Source organism: Aeromicrobium sp. NPDC092404, from assembly GCF_040684095.1.
Taxonomy (GTDB): domain Bacteria; phylum Actinomycetota; class Actinomycetes; order Propionibacteriales; family Nocardioidaceae; genus Aeromicrobium.
The window spans coordinates 601,962-623,140 of record NZ_JBFBFI010000002.1 but is presented as its reverse complement, the minus strand read 5'-3'; the positions used below and the strand labels follow the sequence as shown (position 1 = coordinate 623,140).

22 protein-coding genes are annotated in these 21,179 nt (G+C 69.8%); 7 read left to right on the top strand and 15 right to left on the bottom strand.

Annotated features, from left to right (window positions below):
- Nucleotides 1-82: 82 nt before the first annotated feature.
- Entirely contained in the window at nucleotides 83-622 is a 540-nt protein-coding gene (locus AB0N22_RS13540; RefSeq protein ID WP_364640996.1) for a TetR/AcrR family transcriptional regulator, read from the top strand.
- A 63-nt stretch (nucleotides 623-685) separates the two neighbouring features.
- Here the strand turns inward: AB0N22_RS13540 and AB0N22_RS13535 are convergent, their stop codons facing one another.
- The 6 genes from AB0N22_RS13535 to hsaA all read right to left on the bottom strand — a co-directional run bounded on the left by AB0N22_RS13535 (nucleotide 686) and on the right by hsaA (nucleotide 5,312).
- Nucleotides 686-1,021, bottom strand: a complete 336-nt coding sequence (locus tag AB0N22_RS13535) for a hypothetical protein (protein ID WP_364640993.1) — start codon at nucleotides 1,019-1,021, stop codon at nucleotides 686-688.
- A gap of 84 nt (nucleotides 1,022-1,105) precedes the next feature.
- Nucleotides 1,106-1,666, bottom strand: a complete 561-nt coding sequence (locus tag AB0N22_RS13530) for a GNAT family N-acetyltransferase (protein ID WP_364640990.1) — start codon at nucleotides 1,664-1,666, stop codon at nucleotides 1,106-1,108.
- A 34-nt stretch (nucleotides 1,667-1,700) separates the two neighbouring features.
- Nucleotides 1,701-2,333 carry a flavin reductase family protein gene (locus AB0N22_RS13525; protein WP_364640987.1) on the bottom strand — a complete coding sequence of 211 codons (633 nt, stop codon included), beginning with the start codon at nucleotides 2,331-2,333 and terminating at the stop codon, nucleotides 1,701-1,703.
- 14 nt (nucleotides 2,334-2,347) lie between these two features.
- Nucleotides 2,348-3,247 (bottom strand): iron-dependent extradiol dioxygenase HsaC, encoded by a 900-nt coding sequence (gene hsaC / locus AB0N22_RS13520; protein ID WP_364640984.1) that lies wholly within the window; start codon nucleotides 3,245-3,247, stop codon nucleotides 2,348-2,350.
- Complete coding sequence (gene hsaD, locus AB0N22_RS13515) at nucleotides 3,247-4,146, bottom strand: 4,5:9,10-diseco-3-hydroxy-5,9,17-trioxoandrosta-1(10),2-diene-4-oate hydrolase (RefSeq protein ID WP_364640981.1); 900 nt, start codon at nucleotides 4,144-4,146, stop codon at nucleotides 3,247-3,249. Before hsaD ends, hsaC begins: the two co-directional genes overlap by 1 nt.
- Nucleotides 4,146-5,312, bottom strand: a complete 1,167-nt coding sequence (gene hsaA, locus AB0N22_RS13510; RefSeq protein ID WP_364640979.1) for a 3-hydroxy-9,10-secoandrosta-1,3,5(10)-triene-9,17-dione monooxygenase oxygenase subunit — start codon at nucleotides 5,310-5,312, stop codon at nucleotides 4,146-4,148. Before hsaA ends, hsaD begins: the two co-directional genes overlap by 1 nt.
- A gap of 136 nt (nucleotides 5,313-5,448) precedes the next feature.
- Here hsaA and AB0N22_RS13505 point away from each other — a divergent pair, with 136 nt between their 5' ends.
- Together AB0N22_RS13505 and AB0N22_RS13500 are read left to right on the top strand one after the other, a co-directional pair.
- Nucleotides 5,449-6,348, top strand: coding sequence for a DUF1295 domain-containing protein (locus AB0N22_RS13505; RefSeq protein ID WP_364640976.1), 900 nt, complete (start codon nucleotides 5,449-5,451; stop codon nucleotides 6,346-6,348).
- The gene (locus AB0N22_RS13500; protein WP_364640973.1) at nucleotides 6,345-7,454 is read left to right on the top strand and encodes an FAD-dependent oxidoreductase; all 1,110 of its coding nucleotides are present in this window, start codon (nucleotides 6,345-6,347) and stop codon (nucleotides 7,452-7,454) included. The genes AB0N22_RS13505 and AB0N22_RS13500 overlap by 4 nt, the downstream gene beginning before the upstream one ends.
- Nucleotides 7,455-7,456: 2 nt before the next feature.
- Here AB0N22_RS13500 and AB0N22_RS13495 read toward each other — a convergent pair whose 3' ends face one another.
- The 6 genes from AB0N22_RS13495 to AB0N22_RS13470 all read right to left on the bottom strand — a co-directional run bounded on the left by AB0N22_RS13495 (nucleotide 7,457) and on the right by AB0N22_RS13470 (nucleotide 12,702).
- On the bottom strand, nucleotides 7,457-8,221 hold the full coding sequence (locus tag AB0N22_RS13495) for a MerR family transcriptional regulator (protein ID WP_364640969.1): 765 nt from the start codon (nucleotides 8,219-8,221) through the stop codon (nucleotides 7,457-7,459).
- 22 nt (nucleotides 8,222-8,243) lie between these two features.
- Nucleotides 8,244-9,008, bottom strand: a complete 765-nt coding sequence (locus AB0N22_RS13490; protein ID WP_364640966.1) for an ABC transporter permease — start codon at nucleotides 9,006-9,008, stop codon at nucleotides 8,244-8,246.
- A gap of 8 nt (nucleotides 9,009-9,016) precedes the next feature.
- Nucleotides 9,017-9,793 carry an ABC transporter ATP-binding protein gene (locus tag AB0N22_RS13485; protein WP_364640964.1) on the bottom strand — a complete coding sequence of 259 codons (777 nt, stop codon included), beginning with the start codon at nucleotides 9,791-9,793 and terminating at the stop codon, nucleotides 9,017-9,019.
- Between the two features lie 95 nt (nucleotides 9,794-9,888).
- Nucleotides 9,889-10,989: a 4-hydroxy-2-oxovalerate aldolase gene (gene dmpG, locus AB0N22_RS13480; RefSeq protein ID WP_364640961.1), complete on the bottom strand. Its 1,101-nt coding sequence runs from the start codon at nucleotides 10,987-10,989 to the stop codon at nucleotides 9,889-9,891.
- Nucleotides 10,986-11,882 carry an acetaldehyde dehydrogenase (acetylating) gene (locus tag AB0N22_RS13475; RefSeq protein ID WP_364640958.1) on the bottom strand — a complete coding sequence of 299 codons (897 nt, stop codon included), beginning with the start codon at nucleotides 11,880-11,882 and terminating at the stop codon, nucleotides 10,986-10,988. The genes dmpG and AB0N22_RS13475 overlap by 4 nt, the downstream gene beginning before the upstream one ends.
- A 4-nt stretch (nucleotides 11,883-11,886) precedes the next feature.
- Nucleotides 11,887-12,702, bottom strand: a complete 816-nt coding sequence (locus AB0N22_RS13470; protein ID WP_364640955.1) for a fumarylacetoacetate hydrolase family protein — start codon at nucleotides 12,700-12,702, stop codon at nucleotides 11,887-11,889.
- A gap of 56 nt (nucleotides 12,703-12,758) precedes the next feature.
- Here AB0N22_RS13470 and kstD point away from each other — a divergent pair, with 56 nt between their 5' ends.
- From kstD to AB0N22_RS13450, 4 genes are read left to right on the top strand one after another with little or no spacing between them, the layout of a single operon-like run.
- Nucleotides 12,759-14,426 carry a 3-oxosteroid 1-dehydrogenase gene (kstD, locus tag AB0N22_RS13465; RefSeq protein WP_364640952.1) on the top strand — a complete coding sequence of 556 codons (1,668 nt, stop codon included), beginning with the start codon at nucleotides 12,759-12,761 and terminating at the stop codon, nucleotides 14,424-14,426.
- Nucleotides 14,426-15,295, top strand: a complete 870-nt coding sequence (locus tag AB0N22_RS13460) for a MaoC/PaaZ C-terminal domain-containing protein (protein ID WP_364640949.1) — start codon at nucleotides 14,426-14,428, stop codon at nucleotides 15,293-15,295. Before kstD ends, AB0N22_RS13460 begins: the two co-directional genes overlap by 1 nt.
- Before the next feature lie 21 nt (nucleotides 15,296-15,316).
- Nucleotides 15,317-15,958 carry a class I SAM-dependent methyltransferase gene (locus AB0N22_RS13455; protein WP_364640946.1) on the top strand — a complete coding sequence of 214 codons (642 nt, stop codon included), beginning with the start codon at nucleotides 15,317-15,319 and terminating at the stop codon, nucleotides 15,956-15,958.
- Nucleotides 15,955-16,482, top strand: coding sequence for a hypothetical protein (locus tag AB0N22_RS13450; protein ID WP_364640943.1), 528 nt, complete (start codon nucleotides 15,955-15,957; stop codon nucleotides 16,480-16,482). The genes AB0N22_RS13455 and AB0N22_RS13450 overlap by 4 nt, the downstream gene beginning before the upstream one ends.
- An 11-nt stretch (nucleotides 16,483-16,493) precedes the next feature.
- Here AB0N22_RS13450 and AB0N22_RS13445 read toward each other — a convergent pair whose 3' ends face one another.
- Genes AB0N22_RS13445 through AB0N22_RS13435 form a run of 3 tightly spaced genes read right to left on the bottom strand, consistent with a single transcriptional unit; the run spans nucleotide 16,494 to nucleotide 21,150 of the window.
- On the bottom strand, nucleotides 16,494-17,663 hold the full coding sequence (locus AB0N22_RS13445) for a lipid-transfer protein (protein ID WP_364640940.1): 1,170 nt from the start codon (nucleotides 17,661-17,663) through the stop codon (nucleotides 16,494-16,496).
- Nucleotides 17,660-18,964, bottom strand: coding sequence for an OB-fold domain-containing protein (locus tag AB0N22_RS13440; protein ID WP_364640937.1), 1,305 nt, complete (start codon nucleotides 18,962-18,964; stop codon nucleotides 17,660-17,662). Before AB0N22_RS13440 ends, AB0N22_RS13445 begins: the two co-directional genes overlap by 4 nt.
- On the bottom strand, nucleotides 18,961-21,150 hold the full coding sequence (locus tag AB0N22_RS13435) for an acyl-CoA dehydrogenase (protein ID WP_364640935.1): 2,190 nt from the start codon (nucleotides 21,148-21,150) through the stop codon (nucleotides 18,961-18,963). Before AB0N22_RS13435 ends, AB0N22_RS13440 begins: the two co-directional genes overlap by 4 nt.
- Between the last annotated feature and the right edge of the window lie 29 nt (nucleotides 21,151-21,179).

Sequence of the window (21,179 nt, the reverse complement as noted above, 5' to 3'; positions counted from 1 at the left end):
GATTGAGAGCGTCGCCACGTTTCTTGGACGCCGATCAAGACCGTACTTGCCGTCTTGATCGTCGTGCAAGATAAGGTGACGTATGCCTCGAAACCGTCGGCCTCGCGATCGCGAGGAGAAGTCCGCGGAGATCGTCGCGGCAGCAGCCAACCTCTTCATAGAGGTCGGCTTCGAGAAGACGTCGCTGGTCAGCGTCGCAAAGGCCGCAGGGGTAACCACCAACACGATCTACTGGTACTTCGAGAGCAAGGAAGTCCTGCTGGTCGCCGTCCTGGAGCACCTCTTCGCGGAGGCGCTGAAGGACGTGGGTCAGCAGGCCGAGGTGCCGTTGGTCGACCTGCTCGTCTGGGTCGTCGACCGGCTGCAGCAGCACTCAAAGCTCGTCACGACCGTCCATGCGCTGGCCGCGACCTCTCCTGTCGTCGGGACATGGCACGACGGCTTCCACGCCGTCACGAACGAGATCCTCGCCGAGGGTCTGCGGCAGTCAGGCGTGCCCGAGGACCAGGTCCTCCCCATGACCAGGCTCGGGGTCTTCGCCATCGAGGGTCTGCTGATGCACTCGCTGCCCAGAGCCGAGCAGCGCGCCGTTCTTGACCTGGTCAGCAACGGCTTGCGCTGAGCGGGGTCTAGCCGACCGCGAGATGGCCTCGCACGGCCGCGTTGCCGTCGTCTTCAGTCGGGCTCAACCGTCTCGACCTTCTATCACCATGATCGATGTCCGGGGGCTAGGCCAAAGGGTTACGTGTCCCGGGGCGTACGTGATCTCGAGTGGCTCGTCATCAGGTCCGACAACTTCAGCCCTAAGTTCTTCTCCCGCTGGAATCTCGAACAGCGCCAAAGCGGGCTCGATCAACACGCTCATCGGCTCGTCGTCGCCTGAACTCAGCGTGAGGAAGTAGCTCGCCTCTGGATCTTTGGCCTCTGGATCTTTGGCCTCTGGATCTTTGGCCTCTGGATCCTCGGCCTTTGGATCTTCGGCCTTTAGGTCCTTAGCCCTGCGCTTCAACGCCTCCCACATAGGACCATCTTGACCCATTCGACGGCGTGCGGGGCCGGGCAGACTCATTCCGACACCTTGGTTTCACTCACGCCGCGCCGGCAGTCAGCCGCGCCATTCCTCGGCGAGCATGGCGTAGGTGTAGGCGTCGAGCCAGCCACGGTCGCGGTGGAGTGATTCCTTGACGGTGTGGGCCTCGCGGCGCATGCCGAGCCGCTCCATCAGCCGCCACGACGGTTCGTTGTCGGTGAAGCAGATGGCGACGACACGGTGGAGGCCGAGGCCGTCGAAGCAGATCCCGAGCAGCGCCCGCATCGCCTCCGTCGCGAAGCCACGACCTTGGTACGCGGGATCGAGCGTCCAGCCGAGCTCCGCCTCGGCCCCGGCAGCCTGCTCGGCCACCTCGCGCTGAGCCCATGCGTCCTGGACCTTGACCATCAGGTCGCCGATCACCTGGCCGTCGTGCTCGACGATCACGGCCGTCTCGCCTTCACCGAAACGCTCGGTCAGGTCCTCGAGGTCCGTGACCTTGCCGCCAACCCACTCGGCAACCTCGGGCTGCAGGCGGAAGGCGAAGATCGCGGGCATGTCGCCCTCGGCGAGACGGCGCAGGACGAGCCTGTCGGTCCGCACCGGCCAGTCGAGGGCATCAAGAGGTGAGGGCATGTCTCATCTTCTCAGCCCGGGGTACGGCCGAGGGTCATCCGCTGCTCTCGTCGGCCGTGCGATAGCGGCCACGGTGGAACAGCAGGGGCTTGTCGGCGTCGCCGTGACCGAGGTCCTCGACCCGGCCGATGACGAGGTAGTGGTCGCCGGCCTCGTGCACGTCCTGCACGACGCAGTCGACCCAGCCGACGACGCCCTCGAGCCGCGGCATGCCGGCTTCGGTCGGCGACCAGTCGACGCCGGCGAACTTGTCGTCGGCCTGCGAGGCGAAGCTGTTGGAGATCTCGGCCTGGTCAGCAGCAAGGAAGTTGACGCAGAACCGGCGCGACTTGCGGATCGCCGCGAACGCGCGCGACGTCTTCATCGGCAGGAACGCGACGAGCGGCGGATCGAGCGAGACGCTCGTGAACGACTGGCAGGTCATCCCGACCGGCACGTCGGCCAGGACCGTGGTGACGACCGTGACCCCGCTGGCGTACTGGCCCAGCACGTCGCGGTACGTCCGCGCGGCAGCCTGCGCCGCCTCGCCGTCGATGTGCACGACCTCGCCAGGCCGCCACGCGAACATCTCGTCGTGGCCGCCGAGGTAGGACTCGATCAGCTCGCGGGACGGCCAGGTCGTCGCGGCGTCCGGGCTGATGCCGTCGGGCAGCTCTGCGTCGGTCACGGAGTCCACCGGACCTATCCCGACTGTCCGAACGCGTGGCCCCAGTAGGACACGGCGGTCGACTCGCGGGCGACCCAGCGCTCGTCGCTGACCGTCAGGCCCTCGCAGCCGAACTCGATGTCGAAGCCACCGGGCGACTTCACGTAGAACGACACCATCTCGTCGTTCATGTGCCGGCCTAGCGTCGCCGACAGCGGAGCCTTGTGCTTGCGGACGCGCTCGAGCGCGCGGCCGACGTCGTCGAGCTTCTCGACCTCGAGCATGAGGTGGACGCAGCGGCTGGGGTTGGGCATCGGCAGGAACGCCAGCGAGTGGTGCCGTGGGTTGACCCCGAGGAAGCGCAGCCAGACCTTGGAGCCGGGCTCCTTGCCGACGAACTCCCCCGGCATCGACATCGAGTCACGCAGGCGGAAGCCCAGGACGTCGCGATAGAAGCGCAGCGCCTCGACGTCGTCGTCGACGGGGATCACGACGTGACCCATGCCCTGGTCACCGGTCACGAACGTCGCGGCGTACGGGGTGACGACGGGGCGCGACTCATAGGTGATGCCGTGGAAGAGCTCGAAGACGTTGTCGAACGGGTCGGTGAACCGGATCATCTCCTGGACCCGGCGCTCGGCCAGCTCCTCGGCGGTGCCCTCGGTGAAGTCGACGCCGGCCTTCATGAGGTGCTCGCGGGCAGCCTGCAGCGCGTCATGATCGGCGAGCTCCCAGCCGACACAGTCGAGCCGGTCCTCGACGGCAGGGAAGACGATCAGCCGGGCTGAGACCTCGTCGATGCGGAAGTAGAGGTTCTCAGGGGTCGGTCCCCGACCCTCGGCGAGCCCGAGCACCTTGGAGCCGAAGTGCCGCCAGGCGTCCAGGTCGGTCGACGCGACTCGCGCATACCCCATGGAACGGATGTCGATGGTCATCAACGCTTCCTCTCGACGTGGCGGGCGAGGTAGGCCGTGCAGATCTCGCGGAACTCCTCGGCCGCCTCGATCTGCGCCCAGTGCCCACAATTCGGGAAGACATGCAGCGACGCCTTGGGGATCATCTTGAGCCCGACGAACGCGCCGTCGAGCGGGTTGACCCGGTCCTCGCGACCCCACGTCAGCAGGGTCGGCCGGCGCAGCTGGTGGGCGTCGCGCCACACCAGTCCGTCCTCATAGCTGTCGGGGTTCCAGAACGACATGCCCATCGAGCGCATGGCCTCCATGGCGCCGGGTGCGGTCGCATCGGCGTACCGCTCCTCGACCAGCTCGTCGGTGACGAGGTCCTGGTTGACGACCATGCTGGAGATGAACGCGCGCAGGGCTTCCTTGGACGGCGCGGCGGAGAAGTCCATCAGGCGCTTGACGCCCTCGGTCGGGTCCGCGTGGAACAGGTTGAGGCTCAGCCCGCCGGGACCCATGAGCACGAGACGGCCGACGCGCTCGGGATAGAGCAGGGCGAAGCGCATCGCCGTGCCACCGCCGAGGCTGTTGCCGAGCAGGTGGATGCGGTCGATGCCCAGCTCGTCGAGCAGCAGCTTGACCGCCTCGGCCGCGAACCGGAAGTAGTTGCCGACGACCTCGGGCTTGTCGCTCTGCCCGAAGCCCGGCTGGTCGATCAGCAGGGTGCGGAAGGTCTCCGCGAAGCCCGGCAGCGCGGGGCCGAAGTTGGACCACGCCGAGGCGCCGGGGCCGCCGCCGTGCAGCATGACCAGCGGCAGGCCGCCGCCGACCTCGGTCGGCTCGCCGGCCTCGTAGTAGTTGAGCGTCAGGTCGCCGGCCTTGGCGGACCGCCGGGTCGACTCGCGATCCAGACCCTTGGAGTCAGGACCGGCCATCAGTACATTCCCGGGTCGACCTTGTGACCGAACTCCGCCATGCCGAACATCTGCAGCGCCCGCTCGGGGTCGTTGGCCGCATGGACGCGACCGGCGTGCGCATCGCGCCAGGCGCGCTGGAGGTAGGTGCCCTGGGCCAGTGCCCGGCCGCCCGACGCCTCGAAGAGCTCGTCGATCGCGTCGATCGCGCGCTGCGTGCCGAGCACCTGGTCGCGGCGGACCTTGAGGCGCAGCGGGATCGGGATCTTCTCGCCCTTGGCGACCAGCGCCTGCTCCTCGCGGATGTTGGCCATCGTCAGCGCCCAGGCTGCGTCGATCTCGCTGCCGGCGCGCGCGATGCGGACGGCGGCGAAGGGGTCGGAGGACGCCTTCTCACCGAGGTAGGCCGCACGTACGCGCTTCTGCTGCATCTCGACGTGCTCGGCGTACGCTCCACGGGCCATGCCGATGATGGGCGTACTGATCGTCGTGGTGAACAGCGAGTGGAACGGCAGCTTGTAGAGATCGCCGGGGTTCTGCTCCTGGCCGGGGCCGAAGCAGCGGCCGGTGTCGCCCATCGAGAGGGTGAACTCCTCGGGGATGAACGTCTCCTCGACGACGATGTCGTTGGAACCCGTGCCCGACAGCCCGACGACGTTCCACACGTCGACGATCTCGTACTTGTCGCGCGGCACCATGAAGGTCTTGAAGTCGACGATCTGGCCTTCCTCGTTGGAGACCAGCCCGCCGAGCAGCACCCAGGTGGCGTGCGCGGAGCCGGACGAGAAGCTCCAGCGGCCCTGCAGGTTGTAGCCGCCCTCGGTGACGACGGCCTTGCCGGTCGGCGCGTACGAGGAGCTCAACCGGGTCGAGGTGTCCTCGCCCCACACGGCCTGCTGCGCGGTGTCGTGGAACAGCGCGACCTGCCACGGGTGGACGCCGAGGACCGACGAGATCCAGCCGGTCGAGCCGCACGCGGACGCGATGAGGCTGACCGCGGTGTAGAAGTCGACCGGATCCGCCTCGAGCCCGTCGAAGCGCTTGGGCTGCAGCAGCCGGAAGAATCCGGTCTCCTCCAGCTCCTTGACCGAGGCCTCAGGAACCTGACGCAGTCGCTCGGTCTCGTCCGCACGCTCGCGAAGCGAGGGCAGGAGGTCCCGAATGCCATCGAGCACAGCTTGGGTCATCACAGCTCCTTGAAGATCAGACCTCAATACTAGAACACGTTCTAGTCGTACGTCCACAGGGGGAGTCGTGCCTGTCTCTCTCCAATCCGCGCCGTTCTCTAGCAAAGTGGAACGTGTTCTAGGTACGGTCAGCGGCATGACGACAGCGCAGGCGAGCAGGACCGAGTCCATGGTGCGGGTCGTGGTGGCGTACGTCGTCGCCTTCGGGGCCGGCGCCGCATGGTTCGTCTGGGGTCCCGAGACGGAGTGGCTCTGGCTCGACGGGCTCGTCGCCGACCTGATCGCGACGCTCGTGATCTTCGCCGCGAGCCGCATGCACCACAACTCGAGCTTCTACGACGCGTACTGGAGCGTGCTGCCGCCGCTGCTGATGCTCGCCTGGTGGATCGAGGCCGACACGCCTGCCGACGACCCGCGGTCCTGGCTGACGATGATCGTGATCCTGCTCTGGGCGATTCGGCTCACCGCCAACTGGGTCCACACCTTCCCCGGGCTGCACCACGAGGACTGGCGCTACCCGATGGTGCGCGAGCGGGCGGGCCGCGCCGAGCTCGCTGCCGACCTCATGGGCATCCACGTCTTCCCGACCCTGCAGGTGTTCCTCGGCATGGTCCCCGTCTACGTCGTCCTGACCCGCACCGGCCGCGACCTCGGCTGGCTCGACGCCGTCGCCGTGATCGTCGGTGTGGGCGCCGTCGCCATTGAGCTGGTCGCCGACATCCAGATGCACCGGTTCATCCGCACCCGCGAGCCGGGGCAGGTCATGGACCGTGGGCTGTGGTCGTGGTCGCGGCACCCCAACTACTTCGGCGAGATCAGCTTCTGGGTCTCGCTCGCACTCTTCGGCCTCGCCGCCGACCCGGACACCTGGTGGGGCTTCGTCGGCGCCGCCTGCATGCTGGCGATGTTCCAGCTGGCCAGCATCCCGATGATGGAGGAGCGCAGCCTCGAGCGCCGGCCGGCGTACGCAGCGGTGATCGACCGCGTGCCGCGACTGGTGCCGCGACCCCCGCGGCGGAGCCGCACCACCGCATGACCCGGCCGCGCGTGGTGATCGCCGGGCTCGGCGACAGCGGTCTGCTCACCGCCATCCACCTCGCGCGGCACGCCGACGTCGTCGGCATCTCGACCCGGCCCGGGCTCGTCAGTGGCAAGGAGCTCGGCACCCGGCTGACCCAGCCCAGCGAGTGGGCACGGGACCACTGGATCGCGTTCGACCGCTACCGCCGCCTCGACGGCGTACGCACGGTGCACGGGACGGTGACCGGCGTCGACCTGGAGGCGCGCCGCCTCATGGTGACCACCGCGGACGGCAGGGCGACCGAGGAGCCGTACGACGTGCTGGTCGTGGCGACCGGCGTCACGAACGGGTTCTGGCGCCCACCCGGGCTGTTGTCAGAAGACGAGGTGGCGACCGAGCTGGAGGCGGCCCACAAGCAGCTCGGTGCAGCACGTTCCGTTGCGGTGATCGGAGGTGGCGCGGCGGCGGTGAGCAGCGCCCTCAACCTCAAGACGACCTGGCCGGACATCGCGGTCGACCTCTACTTCCCCGGCGATCGCGTGCTGCCGCACCACCACCCGCGGACCTCATCGACCCTCGCGCGCCGGCTGGCCGAGATCGGTGTCGGCGTGCACCCGGGACACCGCGCCGTGGTGCCGGACGGCTTCGCGTGCGACCGGATCACGGACGAGCCCGTCGCCTGGAGCACGGGCCAGGACCCGGTGACCGCCGACGCGGTGCTCTGGACGGTCGGGCGGGTCAAGCCGTCGACCGAGTGGCTGCCGCCGGCGCTGCTGGACGACCGGGGGTTCGTCGTCGTCGAGCCGACCCTGCGCGTGCCGGGCCACCCCGGGGTGTTCGCGATCGGCGACGTCGCGGCGACCGATCCGCTGCGGAGCTCAGCCCGCAACCGCGCCGACAAGCTGCTGGCCCGCAACATCCGGGCCGAGCTCGCGGGCAAACCCCTTCAGGCGTACCGCCCACCCAGGGGCCAGTGGGGCTCGGTCGTCGGGGTGCAGCCGAACGGCCTCGAGGTGTTCGCGCCGAACGGTCGGGCGTTCCGGTTCCCGTCGTGGACGATCCGTGGGCTGCTGCAGGGCCTCATCGTCCGGCGTGGCATCTACCGTGGCGTGCGCCGCTGACGTCAGACGCGCACGACCTTGGTCCAGCCGGCCCAGCCACGCTCGGCGAGCAGCTCCCTCAGGCGTACAACCATGGGGTGCCCCTCCGCCATCGAGTCCAGCAGCTGCACGAAGGCCGAGTCGTCCATGTTCAGGTCCTGGTCGTCGAGCTGCCCGGTGGCAGCCGCCTCCTCGAACATCTCCGCCAGCAGGTCGGCCATCTCGACGACGACCTGCTCGCCCGCGGCGTCGTCCGTCAGCAGCTGGGCGATGAGCCGGTAGAACCGCACGGTCCTGGGGTCCTCGAGCTGACGGACCTTGTCCGCCATGAACGCCGAGATCTGGTCGGGATAGCGGGCCGCCACCATGATCCAGGCGTCCCGCTCGGCCGCGATCATCATCTCGGGCACACCGAGCGCACGCACCTGCTCGAGGTAGTCGGCCACCTCGGCCGGCACGGCCAACGAGTCGCCCGAGGCCAGCTGGGCGATCCGCCGGCGGTGCTCCTGCAGCTCGCGGATCTGGGCCCGGAGCCCACGGTCGATCACGCTCGTCGCCTCGGCGAACGTCGTGGCGTCGGCGTTGAGCAGCTCCTGCACCCGTGCGAGCGGTACCCCCGCCTCGGCGAGCGTGCGGATCCGGATGAGCCGGACGACCGCCTCGGCCCCGTACGTCCGGTAGCCCGAGACGTCCCGCTCGGGCTCGGGCATCAGCCCGACCTGGTGGTAGTGCCGGACCGCGCGGATGGTGACCCCGGCGTACGACGCCAGCTGTCCGATCGTCAGCATGACCTCAGCCTGCCATCGCTCGTCATGCGATCTTGCTGCGGTAGACCGACATCGCGAAGACGTACGCCACGACGACGAGCCCCAGGCACCACGCGAGGGCGACCCACAGGTCGTCGCCCAGCGCCTGGTTGCCGAGCAGGTCGCGGATCACGTTGACGACCGAGGTGACGGGCTGGTGCTCGGCGAACGCGCGCACCGGCCCCGGCATCGAGTCGGTCGGCACGAACGCCGAGCTGATGAACGGCAGGAAGATCAGCGGGTACGAGAACGCGCTCGCCCCCTCGACCGAGCTCGCGGTCAGTCCCGGGACCACGGCCAGCCAGGTCAGGCCCAACGTGAAGAGGAACAGGATGCCGGCGACGGCCAGCCAGTCCAGCACGCTCGCGCTGGAGCGGAAGCCCATCACCAGCGCGACCAGGATGACCACGACGAGCGAGATCAGGTTGGCGACTACCGACGTCAGGACGTGCGCCCACAGCACCGCCGACCGGGCGATCGGCATGGACTGGAACCGCTCGAACAGCCCGCCCTTCATATCGAGGAAGATCCGGTACGCCGTGTAGGCGATGCCCGACGCGATCGTGATGAGCAGGATGCCCGGCAGCAGGTAGTCGACGTAGTCGCCCTGACCGCCGGTCTCGATCGCGCCGCCCAGGACGTACACGAACAGCAGCATCATGGCGATCGGCGTGACCGCCGTGGTGATGATCGTGTCGGGGCTGCGGCCGATGTGGCGCAGCGAGCGGCCGAGCAGGGTGCCGATGTCGGTGAGGAAGTATCTGGTCATGCTGGTCCTCAGCTCTCTGCGGCGACGGCCGCGGTCGGGGTGCCGGTGATGGCGAGGAAGATGTCCTCGAGGGACGGCTGCTTCTCGACGTACTCGACCTCGGCGGGTGGGTACAGCGCCTTGAGCTCGGCCAGCGTGCCGTCGACGATGATCGTGCCGTCGTGCAGGATCGCGATCCGGTCGGCGAGGTGCTCGGCCTCGTCCAGGTACTGCGTCGTGAGCAGCACCGTCGTGCCCTGGCCGGCGAGCTCCTTGATCGTGCGCCAGACCTCGATGCGCGACTGCGGGTCGAGACCAGTCGTGGGCTCGTCGAGGAAGATGATCGGCGGGTTGCCGATCAGGCTCATCGCGATGTCGAGCCGGCGCCGCATGCCGCCGGAATAGCTCGCGACCTTGCGGTGGCCGGCGTCGGTCAGCGAGAACCGGTCGAGCAGGTCGTCGGCGATCCCGGCGGGATCCTTCTGGTGCCGGAGCCTGGCCACCAGGACGAGGTTCTCCCGTCCGGTGAGGATCTCGTCGACCGCAGCGAACTGGCCGGTGAGGCTGATCGACTCCCTCACCTGGCCGGGCTGCGTCGCGAGGTCGAAGCCGTTGACCGTCGCGGTCCCGGCGTCGGCCTTGAGCAGCGTCGACAGGATCTTGACGGTCGTCGTCTTGCCCGAGCCGTTGGCGCCGAGCAGGGCGAAGATGCTGCCGCGAGCGATCTCGAGGTCGACTCCGCGCAGGACGTGCAGGTCCTTGAAGGACTTCTTCAGACCCTGCACGGTGATGGCTGGTGGATGCATGTGCGTGCCTCTCGTCAGGTGGCCCGATGAGGCCACGACGAGAGTGTGCAGGGTTGACGCTGCGTCAAGGTCAAGCCCGAGCTGCGGGCTGCGTCCTAGGGGTTGGCGTCGGCCTTCGCCTTGAGCATCAGGGCGATGTCGATGAGCTGGTCCTCCTGGCCACCGATCAGCTTGCGGCGGCCGGCCTCCAGCAGGATCTGAGCACCCGAGACGCCGTAGCGGTCCGCGGCGTTGCCGGCGTGCTTGAGGAACGAGGAGTAGACGCCGGCGTAGCCCATCATCAGCGTCATCCGGTTGAGGGTGCACTCCTCCGGCATGGCCGGACGGATGACGTCCTCGGCGGCGTCGACGACCTGCAGGAAGTCGACGCCGGTCTTCCAACCGAGCTTGTCGGCGACGCCGATGAACGCCTCGAGCGGGGTGTTGCCCGCGCCGGCACCGAACCGGCGTACGGACCCGTCGATCTGGGTCGCACCCGCACGCGCCGCGATGACGGTGTTGGCGACGCCGAGGCCGAGGTTCTCGTGGCCGTGGAAGCCGATCGTCGCCTCGTGCCCGATCTCGGCGACCAGCGCCGAGACCCGGTCGGCGACGCCCTCCATGACGAGCGCACCGGCGGAGTCCACGACGTACACGCACTGGCAGCCGGCGTCGACCATGATGCGCGCCTGCTTGGCCAGCGTCTCCGGCGACTGCGTGTGGCTCATCATGAGGAAGCCGACGGTCTCGAGACCGAGCTCGCGGGCGAGGCCGAAGTGCTGCTGCGAGGTGTCGGCCTCGGTGCAGTGGGTGGCGATGCGGCAGATCTGTCCGCCGTTGTCCTGGGCCGCGCGGATGTCGTCCTTGGTGCCGACGCCCGGCAGCATGAGGAACGCGATGCGGGCCGTCTTCGCGGTCTCGGCAGCGAGCTTGATGAGCTCCTGCTCGGGCGTCTTGGAGAACCCGTAGTTGAACGACGAGCCACCGAGTCCGTCGCCGTGGGTCACCTCGATGACGGGGATGCCCGAGGCGTCGAGCGCGCCGACGATGTCGCGCACCTCCTGCGGCACGAACTGGTGGCGCTTGTGGTGCGAGCCGTCGCGCAGGCATGTGTCGGTCAGCCGGAGGTCGAGGTCGCTGCCGGGGTCGGTCTGCGACCACGTACGAGCGAGGGCGTCGACGGAGGCGTCGAGGCCGGAGACGGGAGCAGCGGTCATCGGAGGATCTCCTTGGCGATCGACTCGCCGACCCGGGTGGCCGCGGCGGTCATGATGTCGAGGTTGCCGGCGTACGGCGGGAGGTAGTCTCCGGCGCCCTCGACCTCGACGAAGATGCTGACCTTGGTCAGCCCCATCGTGGCCTCGGTGGCGTCGTCGAACTGCGGGTCCTGCAGCAGGCGGTAGCCCGGCACGTACTCCTGCACCTGCTGCACCATCCGGACGACCGACTCGGCGATCGCGTCGCGGTCGGCGTCGGCCCCGACGCCGCAGAAGATCGTGTCGCGCATGATCATCGGGGGCTCTGCGGGGTTGAGGATGATGATCGCCTTGCCGCGCTCGGCACCGCCGATCGTCTCGACGCCGGCGCTGGTCGTCCGGGTGAACTCGTCGATGTTGGCGCGGGTGCCCGGGCCGGCCGAGGCACTCGAGACCGAGGCGACGATCTCGGCGTACGGCACGGCGGTCACGCGCGACACGGCGGCCACCATCGGGATCGTGGCCTGACCGCCACAGGTGATCATGTTGACGTTGTCGGCGGTGAGGTGCTCCTCGCCGTTGACCGGCGGGATGACGGCGGGGCCGACGGCCGCGGGAGTCAGGTCGATCGCGCGGATGCCGGCCTCGGCATACCGCGGGGCGTACTCCCGGTGGACGTATGCCGAGGTGGCCTCGAAGATCAGCTCGGGCAGCTCGTCCTGCTTGAGCAGCCAGTCGACGCCCTCGTGAGAGGCCTCCACACCGCGCTGGCGGGCCAGCTCGAGGCCCTCGGACGCCGGGTCGACGCCGATCATCCAGCGCGGCTCGATCGTGTCGCTGCGCAGCAGTTTGTAGAGCAGGTCGGTGCCGATGTTGCCCGGCCCGACGATCGCGGCGGTGACCTTCTTGCTCATGGTGTTACTCCTCGAAGGAGACGGTCAGGGGTGCGAACCCGCTGATGGAAGCCGTGACACGGTCACCCGCGGCGAACGGCACGAAGGGCCCGAGGGCCCCGGACAGGATCAGGTGCCCCGCGCGCAGCGGGTCGTCGAAGCGGGCGGCCTGGACGGCAAGCCACCGCAACGCCTCGAGCGGGTCGCCGAGGCACGCCGCTCCGTTGCCGGCCGAGCGCTCCTCGTCGTTGATCGTCAGGCTCATCTCGACCTCGCGCGGCTCGATGTCGCTCAGCGGGAGCCCCGCGTCGCCCACGACGTAGAGGCCGCTGGACGCGTTGTCGGCGACGGTGTCGGTGAACGTGATGTCCCAGCCCTCGATGCGCGAGTCGACGATCTCCAGCGCCGGGATCGCCACGTCGACGGCGTCGCGGACCAGGTCGATCGTGATCTGCTCCTCGGGCACGTCGATGTCACGACCCAGGCGGAAGGCGACCTCCGCCTCGACCCGGGGCTGCAGGAGCGTACGCATCGAGATCGGTGTGCCGTCGGTGCCGTGGCTGACGTCCATGTCGCTGAGCAGGTAGCCGAAGTCGGGCTGGTCCACACCCAGCTGGTCCTGCACCGCCTTGGACGTCGCGCCGATCTTGCGGCCGACGACCGTGACACCCCCGTTGAGCCGCCTGCGGACGAGACCTTGCTGGACGGCGTACGCCGCCGACAGGTCGTCGGTCCCGATCAGGTCGCGGACCGCCGCGCACGGCACCCGCGTCTCCAGCGCCTGCGCCAGCCGGTCGGTGGCGGCAGCGACGGCGGTGGGATCTGCCTGTACGGAGGACACATCGTCATACTAGAACCTGTTACAGTTTTGCGGTAGTTCACCCCTACGGAGGTCCCATGGAAGAGACGTGCGACGTCGTCGTCGTCGGTGCCGGAGGTGCCGGGATGACGGCCGCTCTCGCCGCTGCGGAGCACGGCCTGGAGACCGTCCTGATAGAGAAGAGCCCCTACTTCGGCGGCTCGACGGCCCGCTCGGGTGGCGGCGTGTGGATCCCCGGCAACCGGGCCCTCAAGGCCGCGGGCCAGGTGGCACCCGACGACGCCGAGCAGTCCAGCCGCTACCTCGAGTCCATCGTCGGTGACGTGGTCCCCCGCGAGCGCCGCGACACGTTCCTCGACCGTGGCCCGGAGGTCATGGACTTCCTGCTTGACAAGACACCGGTGCAGTTCGCGTGGGTGCCGGAGTACTCGGACTACCTGCCCGAGCAGCCGGGCGGCCGGGCCCGCGGCCGCAGCGTCGAGCCCGTCCCGATGGACGGTCGCATCCTCGGTGCCGAGCTCGACCGGCTGCACCCGCCGTACGCCAAGGCGCCGGCCAACCTCATCGTGACCCAGGCCGACTTCCGCAAGATCAGCCTCGGCCTCCGCACGATCCGGGGCCCGATGACGATGCTCAAGGTCATGGTCAAGCGGATGGTGAGCTCGTTCCGCGGCCGCCGCATGTACGCCATGGGCAACGCGCTGACGATCAGCCTGCGCAAGGCGTTGATGGACGCCGGCGTGCCGGTGCACTACGAGACCCCGCTGACCGGCCTCGTCATCGAGGGCGGCCGCGTCGTCGGCGTCCGCGCCGAGCGCGACGGCACCGAGATCGTGATCCGGGCCCGCCACGGCGTCATCCTCGGCTCCGGCGGGTTCGAGAAGAACGAGGCGCTGCGCGAAAAATACCTCCCGTCGCCCACCGACGCCGACTGGAGCACCGCTGCGGCCAGCAACACCGGCGCGGGCATCGAGGCCGGCGTCGCGATCGGCGCGGCCACCGACCTCATGGACGACGCCTGGTGGGGACCCACGATCCCGCTGCCGTCCGGGCCGTGGTTCTGCCTCGCCGAGCGCAACCTGCCCGGCTCGATCATCGTCAACTCCGCCGGCAAGCGGTTCATGAACGAGGCGCTGCCGTATGTCGAGGCGACGCACGCGATCTACGAGGGCGAGGCGACGGGCGTCTCGCACGTACCGGCGTGGCTCGTCATGGACCAGCGCTACCGCAACCGCTACCTGTTCGCCGGTCTCTCGCCGCGCCAGCCCTTCCCCGGCCGCTGGTACAAGTTCGACACCGTGCGCAAGGGCAGCTCGCTGAGCGCCCTCGCCGCGGAGATCGGCGTCCCGGCCGACGCGCTCGAGGAGACCGTCCGCCGCTTCAACGGCTTCGCCGAGACAGGCAACGACGAGGACTTCCACCGCGGCGACAGCGCGTACGACCGCTACTACGCCGACCCCCGGGTCAAGCCCAACCCGTCGCTCCACCGCATCGACCGCGGTCCCTTCTATGCCGTCAAGATCGTCCCGGGTGACCTCGGCACCAAGGGCGGGATCGTCACCGACGAGCGGGCCCGTGCGCTGCGACCGGACGGCTCCGTCATCGAGGGCCTGTACGCCGCGGGCAACTGCTCGTCGGCGGTCATGGGCCGTACGTACGCCGGTCCCGGCGCGACGATCGGGCCGGCGATGACGTTCGGCTACCTCGCCGCCGAGGACATCGCACGGAGCAGGGACGCCGGCTGATGCCGATCGATCCCGACGTCGCGATCGGCGCCGACCTCGGCACCCGCGAGTTCTCGTGGACCAGCAGCGACGTGCTGCTCTACCAGCTCGCCGTCGGCGCCGGATCGCGTCCGGGCGACAACGTCTCGGCTGACGCCCTGCGGTGGACCCATGACGACGAGGCCCTGCAGGTGCTGCCGAGCTTCGCGGTGGTCGCGCCCTCGTTCCACGAGACCGATCCACCCGCGCTCGACCTGCCGGGCTGCGACATCAACCTGTCCCAGGTCGTGCACGGCGCCCAGCACGTACGGGTCAACGGTCCGCTCCCGACCGACGGCTCGGCCCGGCTGACGACCCGCATCACCGATGTCTGGGACAAGGGCAAGGCAGCGGTGATCTGGCAGGAGGGCGTCGCGGTCGACCCCGACGGCGAGGAGCTGTGGCGCGTACGGTCGTCGATCTTCGTCAAGGGCGAGGGCGGCTGGGGCGGCAACCGCGGCACCAGCAACGCCGTCGTCGTGCCCGACCGGGCGCCCGACGCGTCGACGACCTACACCGTGACGCCGCAGCAGGCGCTGCTCTACCGGCTCTGCGGCGACCGCAACCCGCTGCACTCCGACCCGGCGTTCGCCAAGGCCGCCGGCTTCCCGGCGCCGATCCTGCACGGCCTCTGCACGTACGGGATCGTGCTGCGCGAGGTCATCGACCTGGTGCTCGGCGGTGACGCTGCCGCGGCCGGCGGCTTCGGCGCGCGGTTCGCCGGTGTCGTGTTCCCCGGCGAGACGCTGACGATCAACGCGTGGGACGAGCCCGATGGCATCGCGGTGACCGTCACGGTCGGCGACGACGCGCGTCCGGCCCTGGCCGACTGTCTCGTGACGCGTCGCTGATCCCGCCCTAGGGTCGGTGGCATGGAGCCGACTCCGAACGCCCGCACGATCGAGTCGTACGACGAGATCGCCGAGCAGTACGCCCGCGAGACCGCGAGCGAGACTCCCGTCCTCCGCGGCGGGCTGGACCGTCTGGCCGAGGCCGTGCCCGGTGCGCGCGTCCTCGAGATCGGTTCGGGTCCGGGCTGGGACGCCGACTACCTCGAGAAGGCCGGCCTGACGGTACGGCGGACAGACCTCACGCAGGGATTCATCGACGTGCAGCGCAAGCGGGGCAAGGACGTGGACCGCCTCGACGCGATCAACGACGACCTCGGCGGCCCGTACGACGCCGTCGTCTGCCTCCACGTCCTCCAGCACCTCGAGCCGCACGACCTCGAAGCCGTGCTGGCCAAGGTCGCCGCAGCCTTGCAGGCCGACGGCCGGTTCCTCGTGTCGATCCCGCTCGGGCACGAGTCCGGCATGGAGACCGGCGACTCGGGCAAGCCGTACTACCGGGCCCTGCGGACCGAGTCGGACTTCGTCGAGGCACTGGGGCGAGCAGGACTCGAACGGGAGTGGAGCGAGCGCTCCAACGACGACGAGGAGTCCGGCTGGCTCGCCGTGCTCGCTCGGCTGAACCAGCCGCGGCGGCCAAGCATCTACGCCACCATGGACGCGTGAGCCATCCCCCTCAGCCCCCACCGCACTGGACGCCACACCCGGGTTACTACCGGCCCGCCGAGCCAGGCCCGTCCGTCGGCTGGGCGGTGTCCTTGTGGATTGTTGCCGGGCTGAGTCTGGTGGGCACCCTGGTGTGCGGTGCCATCGCGGGATACGGATTCTGGATCAGCAATCACATGGCGACCGAGGGAGTGACCACCACCGCAGTCGTCACTGAGGTCAGTCCTCTTGACGACGTCACGCTGGACTTCACCACTGAGACTGGGCAGCGAGTCACCGCTGACGTGGTGTGGTGGTCCTCCGATGTCCCGGCGGTGGACGACGAGGTGGCCGTTGTCTACGACCCCGACGACGTGACCTACGTGTTGCCTGAAGGCAGCGACGAGGACCGGATCATGGCGATCATCTTCTCAGTGGCCGCGGGTGTCGGGCTGCTGGTCTCGGTCGGCACCGCGATCGGGGCGATCCTGGTCCACCGCGCCAGGTCCAGAAACGCCGAGACGGCCTGGCCGCGTCCGCATTGATCGATCGCAGGTCAGCCGGCGCCGAGGACGAGGCCTGAGGTCGGGACGCCGGTACCGGCGGTGACCAGCACGTGCTGCGCGCCGTCGACCTGGTTGACCGACGTGCCGCGCAGCTGCCGCACCGCCTCGGCGATGCCGTTCATGCCGTGGATGTAGGCCTCGCCGAGCTGCCCGCCGTGCGTGTTGAGCGGCAGTCGGCCACCGAGCTCGATCGCCCCGCCGGCGATGAAGTCCTTGGCCTCGCCGCGGCCGCAGAAGCCGAGCTCCTCGAGCTGCATCAGGACGTAGGGCGTGAAGTGGTCGTAGAGCACGGCGGTCTGGATGTCGTCCGGCGAGAGCCCTGACTGCCGCCACAGGTCGCGGCCGACGACGCCGATCTCGGGGATGCCGATGTCGTCGCGGTAGTAGGACGTCATGACGAACTGGTCGGCGGCGCTGCCCTGCGCCGCAGCGACGATCGGCACCGCTCCGGCGGCGAGGTCACGAGCGCGCTCGGTCGACGTGACGACGATCGCGACCGCGCCGTCGCTCTCCTGGCAGCAGTCGAGCAGACGCAGGGGGTCGGCGATCATCCGCGAGGCCTGGTGGTCGTCGATCGTGATCGGCTTGCCGTGGAAGAACGCCGCCGGGTTGGTCGCCGCGTGCCGACGGTCCGCGACCGCGACGGCGCCGAAGTCGGCCGACGTGGCGCCGTACTCGTGCATGTAGCGGCGGGCCTGCATCGCGACGGTGGCCGCGGGGGTCGACAGGCCGTGCGGGTACGACCACGCGTTGTCGAGCCCGTTGGTGTTGACCTGCTCGGCGGCCCACTTCTGCACCTGCCCGAAGCGCTGGCCCGAGCGCTCGTTGAAGCCGCGGTAGGCCACCACGACGTCGGCCATGCCGGTCGCCACGGCCATGGCCGCCTGCTGCACGGTGGCGCAGGCCGCGCCGCCGCCGTAGTTGATCCGGCTGAAGAACCGCAGGTCACCCATGCCGAGCTCGCGCGCCAACGCGATCTCCGAGGACGAGTCCATCGTGAACGTCACGAGGCCGTCGACGTCCGACGCGCTCAGCCCGGCGTCAGCGAGGGCCGCGAGGGTCGCTTCGGCCGAGAGCTGGAGCTCGGATCGACCCGACTCCTTGGAGAACTCGGTCGCCCCGATGCCGGCGATCGCCGCCGCCCCGCTGAACCCGTTCATCGGCGTACCTCCAGCCGGGCGTTGGCGTGGACGCCGATCGAGACCTTCGCGGTCACGTCGATCGTGGTCACGCCGTCCTCCTCCGAGACGATGTCTCCGGTGAAACGCAGGGTGTCGTACGGGTAGGCCGGTGCGCCGAGTCGCAGCGCGCACGACAGCACCTGGGTCTGCGGGCCGGCCCAGTCGGTGACGTAGCGCTGCACGAGGCCGGTCGTGCTCAGGATGTTGACGAAGATGTCCTTGCTGCCGTGCCCGATCGACCGGTCCCGGTCGTGGTGCACGTCCTGGAAGTCGCGGGTGGCCAGGGCCGTCGACACCACGAGCGTCGGGGTGATCGGCAACTCCCAGACGGGGAGGTCCGACGTCTCCTCTGCCTCCGGCTCCGGTGCAGCCTCTGCGCTCCCGACGGGCCGCCACTTGGCCAGCGTCACGTCGTCGTCGATCGCGTCGAACCAGACCTCGACGGCCTGGCCGGTCTCGATCTCGCCGGTGACCTCGCCGATCATGCGTACGCCCTCCTCGAGCTCGACCAGTGCGAGGGTCAGCGGCAGCTGCTTGCCCGGGACCATCGGGGCGTGGTGGACGAGGAAGGAGTGCACCGTGCCGAGCCCGGACGCGACGACGTACCCACGATCCATCGCGTGGCAGGCCGGGCACACCGGTCCGGGCGGGTGGCGGAGCTCGCCGCAGGCGTTGCAGGTCTGGATGCGCAGCTCGCCGGCTGCCGTGCCGGCCCAGAAGAACTCGGTGTCGCGGTTGATCATCGGGCGTGCGGTCCGGGACTTGTCGACCGTCGCGCGTCCGGTGCCGGGCTTGAACTTGAGCACCCGGAACGTCATCGTGGCGACCTCCTCGTCGCCGACGGTCCACGTGCTCTTGGTCGTGATGAACCAGCCCTCGCCGACGCCGGTCTTCTTCGGCCCGACGACCTCGTCGAGGCGGGTGCTGATCTGCGGCACCTCGCCGGGCCTGAGCGTGCGGGCGTACGTCTGGTCGCAGTTGGTGCCCAGCACCGAGGTGAAGCCGGCCTCGTCGAACACGCTCATGGTGTCGGGCAGCGGGTCACCCGGCATGCGCTCGGGGTTGAGGCCGTACATCGTCCACACCTGCGCCATCGCCGGCGGCGCCTCCGTGTCGGGGCCGGGCGCCCATCGCGGGTTCGTGTCGCCGATGGCCTCGGCCCAGTGGCGGATCATCGGCGTGTTGACCGGGTCCGGCGCCTCGCGGGCCGGGCTGTTGCCCCGCGCCTTGATCTCCGCGACCCGGGCGAGGATCTCGTCCTCCGTCATCTCGGTCGTCATCGCGGCACCCGCGGCAGGTCGAGGCCGAACATCGCGATCAGCTCGCGCTGCACCTCGTTGACGCCGCCACCGAAGCTCAGCACGAGGTTGCGCTTGCTCGTCGCGTCGAGGTACTCCCCCAGCCGCGCCGTCGCCGGGTCGGCCGGATCGCCGTACGTCGTGACGACGTCCATCAGCGCCAGGCCGAGGCGCTGCACCTCGTCGCTGGCGAAGACCTTGGACGTCGAGGCCTCGGCCACCGTCGACCGGTCGGACGACGAGCCGCGGGCGACGGCCCAGTTGAGCAGCTCGTTGACCCGGAACGACGCCGTGGCGCGGGCGAGCACGTCACGCACCCACGGCACCTCGAGCAGCGGCGTGCCGTCAGGCGCCTCACGGTCCTCGGCCCACGCCCGCACGATGTCGCGCAGACCCTCGATCCGGCCGGCCGGGCCGAGCATGACCCGCTCGTGATTGAGCTGCGTCGTGATGAGCTGCCAGCCGCGGTTCTCCTCGCCGACGAGCATGTCGACCGGCACCCGTACGTCGTTGTAGTACGTCGCGTTGGTGTGGTGCGAGCTGTCGCTCGTGACGATCGGGGTCGACGAGAACCCGGGATCTCGGGTGTCGACGATCAGCACCGAGATGCCGCGGTGCGGCGGCGCGTCGAGATCGGTGCGGACGGCGAGCCACACGTAGTCGGCCACGTGTCCGCCGGTCGTCCACATCTTCTGCCCGTTGACGACGTAGTGGTCGCCGTCGCGCCGTGCCGACGTCCGCATCGAGGCCAGGTCGGTGCCGGCGTCGGGCTCGCTGTAGCCGATCGCGAAGTGCACGTCGCCGTTGACGATGTCGGCGAGGAACATGTCCTTCTGCTTCTGGGTGCCGTACGCCTGCAGGGTGGGCCCGACGGTCTGCAGCGTCACGGACGGCAGGTGCACGTCCGCCCGCGCAGCCTCGTTGACGAACACCTGCTGCTCGATGACGCCGCGCCCCTGGCCGCCGTACTCCTTCGGCCAGCCGACGCCCATCCAGCCGTCGGCGCCCATCTGCTTGATGATGCGGTGGTACGCCGGACCGTGACGGTCGGTGCGCATCTCGTCGCGGTCGGCGTCGCTGGCCAGCCCGGTGAGGTAGTCCCGCGCCTCCTGCTTGAACGCGCGCTCCTCGGCGGTGAGCTCGGCGTTCTTGCCGGCCGTCTCGACGACCGGGACCTCGGCGAGGGCGGCCGGACCGCCCAGGTGCCGGGCGATGTCGCGCACGCAGGAGAAGTAGCGGTTGAGCGGATAGGTGATGTCGACGCCCATGCCGCCGTGGAGGTGCTGGCAGATCTGCAGCGTCGCCGGTGCGCGGTCGGCGAACCAGTGCGCGGCGATCGCCAGGTCGTCGCCGGCCGGGTCACCCGCGTCGAGGCGACGGGCGAGCTCGCCGGCCGTCAGGGTGAACGTACGGGACGCGATGTGGACGTCGGCGATCTGCTGCGCCACGGCCTGGAACTCGGCCAGCGCGCGGCCGAACTGGCGGCGGTCGCGGATGTAGCCGGCGGTCAGGTCGCGCGCGCCCTCGACGACGCCGGCCCCGAGCACGGCGAGGCCCGCGATGACGTGGTCGCGCACCACGTCGGCGTCGAGCACGCCGACAGACGGCGCATCGGTGAACACGTACGTCGCCTCGGTCGCGCCGCGCGAGGTCCAGGTGTCGACCCGGGTCACGCCGGGGCCGTCCGGGTCCACGAGCACCACGGTTGCGGCGTCGGTCGAACGATCCAGCGCCGACACCAGCAGCAGCGTCGTGCCGTCGAGGACCGGGACGCCGACCTTGGCGCCGGTCACGCCGCTGCCGTCGTACGTCGCCGCGGGATCGCGCGGCAGCGCGACCCCCGGCTCCCCGAGCGCCGGGGCGAGCAGCAGGTCGCCGGCCAGGACGCGCGGGACCAGCTCGGCCTGCAGGGTCTCGGAGCGGGACCGGGCGAGCGGCAGCAGACCGCATGCCACGGTCTCGAGCACGGGCAGGTCAACTGCGCGCCGGCCCACCTCGTGCAGCAGCACGGCCACCTCGGTCATGCCAAGACCCTCGCCGCCATGCTCTGCGGGGGCGGCCAGGGCGAGCAGGCCGGACTCCTGCAGGGCGCGCCAGGTCCCGTCACCACGGTCGAGCACGTCGCTGATGACGGAGCGCACCTCGTCGAGCACCGAGTCCACGCACATCCCCAATCGTCCGAAGGCAGCCTGTTCGT

Coding starts and splice junctions, on each gene's coding strand:
- hsaC (WP_364640984.1), bottom strand. CDS start 3,247: ATGACCATCGACATCCGTTCCATGGGGTATGCGCGAGTCGCGTCGACC.
- kstD (WP_364640952.1), top strand. CDS start 12,759: ATGGAAGAGACGTGCGACGTCGTCGTCGTCGGTGCCGGAGGTGCCGGG.
- dmpG (WP_364640961.1), bottom strand. CDS start 10,989: ATGACCGCTGCTCCCGTCTCCGGCCTCGACGCCTCCGTCGACGCCCTC.
- AB0N22_RS13505 (WP_364640976.1), top strand. CDS start 5,449: ATGACGACAGCGCAGGCGAGCAGGACCGAGTCCATGGTGCGGGTCGTG.
- AB0N22_RS13440 (WP_364640937.1), bottom strand. CDS start 18,964: ATGACGACCGAGATGACGGAGGACGAGATCCTCGCCCGGGTCGCGGAG.
- AB0N22_RS13485 (WP_364640964.1), bottom strand. CDS start 9,793: ATGCATCCACCAGCCATCACCGTGCAGGGTCTGAAGAAGTCCTTCAAG.
- AB0N22_RS13530 (WP_364640990.1), bottom strand. CDS start 1,666: ATGCCCTCACCTCTTGATGCCCTCGACTGGCCGGTGCGGACCGACAGG.
- AB0N22_RS13460 (WP_364640949.1), top strand. CDS start 14,426: ATGCCGATCGATCCCGACGTCGCGATCGGCGCCGACCTCGGCACCCGC.
- AB0N22_RS13435 (WP_364640935.1), bottom strand. CDS start 21,150: ATGTGCGTGGACTCGGTGCTCGACGAGGTGCGCTCCGTCATCAGCGAC.
- AB0N22_RS13535 (WP_364640993.1), bottom strand. CDS start 1,021: ATGTGGGAGGCGTTGAAGCGCAGGGCTAAGGACCTAAAGGCCGAAGAT.
- AB0N22_RS13540 (WP_364640996.1), top strand. CDS start 83: ATGCCTCGAAACCGTCGGCCTCGCGATCGCGAGGAGAAGTCCGCGGAG.
- AB0N22_RS13445 (WP_364640940.1), bottom strand. CDS start 17,663: ATGAACGGGTTCAGCGGGGCGGCGGCGATCGCCGGCATCGGGGCGACC.
- AB0N22_RS13490 (WP_364640966.1), bottom strand. CDS start 9,008: ATGACCAGATACTTCCTCACCGACATCGGCACCCTGCTCGGCCGCTCG.
- AB0N22_RS13495 (WP_364640969.1), bottom strand. CDS start 8,221: ATGCTGACGATCGGACAGCTGGCGTCGTACGCCGGGGTCACCATCCGC.
- AB0N22_RS13455 (WP_364640946.1), top strand. CDS start 15,317: ATGGAGCCGACTCCGAACGCCCGCACGATCGAGTCGTACGACGAGATC.
- AB0N22_RS13500 (WP_364640973.1), top strand. CDS start 6,345: ATGACCCGGCCGCGCGTGGTGATCGCCGGGCTCGGCGACAGCGGTCTG.
- hsaD (WP_364640981.1), bottom strand. CDS start 4,146: ATGGCCGGTCCTGACTCCAAGGGTCTGGATCGCGAGTCGACCCGGCGG.
- hsaA (WP_364640979.1), bottom strand. CDS start 5,312: ATGACCCAAGCTGTGCTCGATGGCATTCGGGACCTCCTGCCCTCGCTT.
- AB0N22_RS13475 (WP_364640958.1), bottom strand. CDS start 11,882: ATGAGCAAGAAGGTCACCGCCGCGATCGTCGGGCCGGGCAACATCGGC.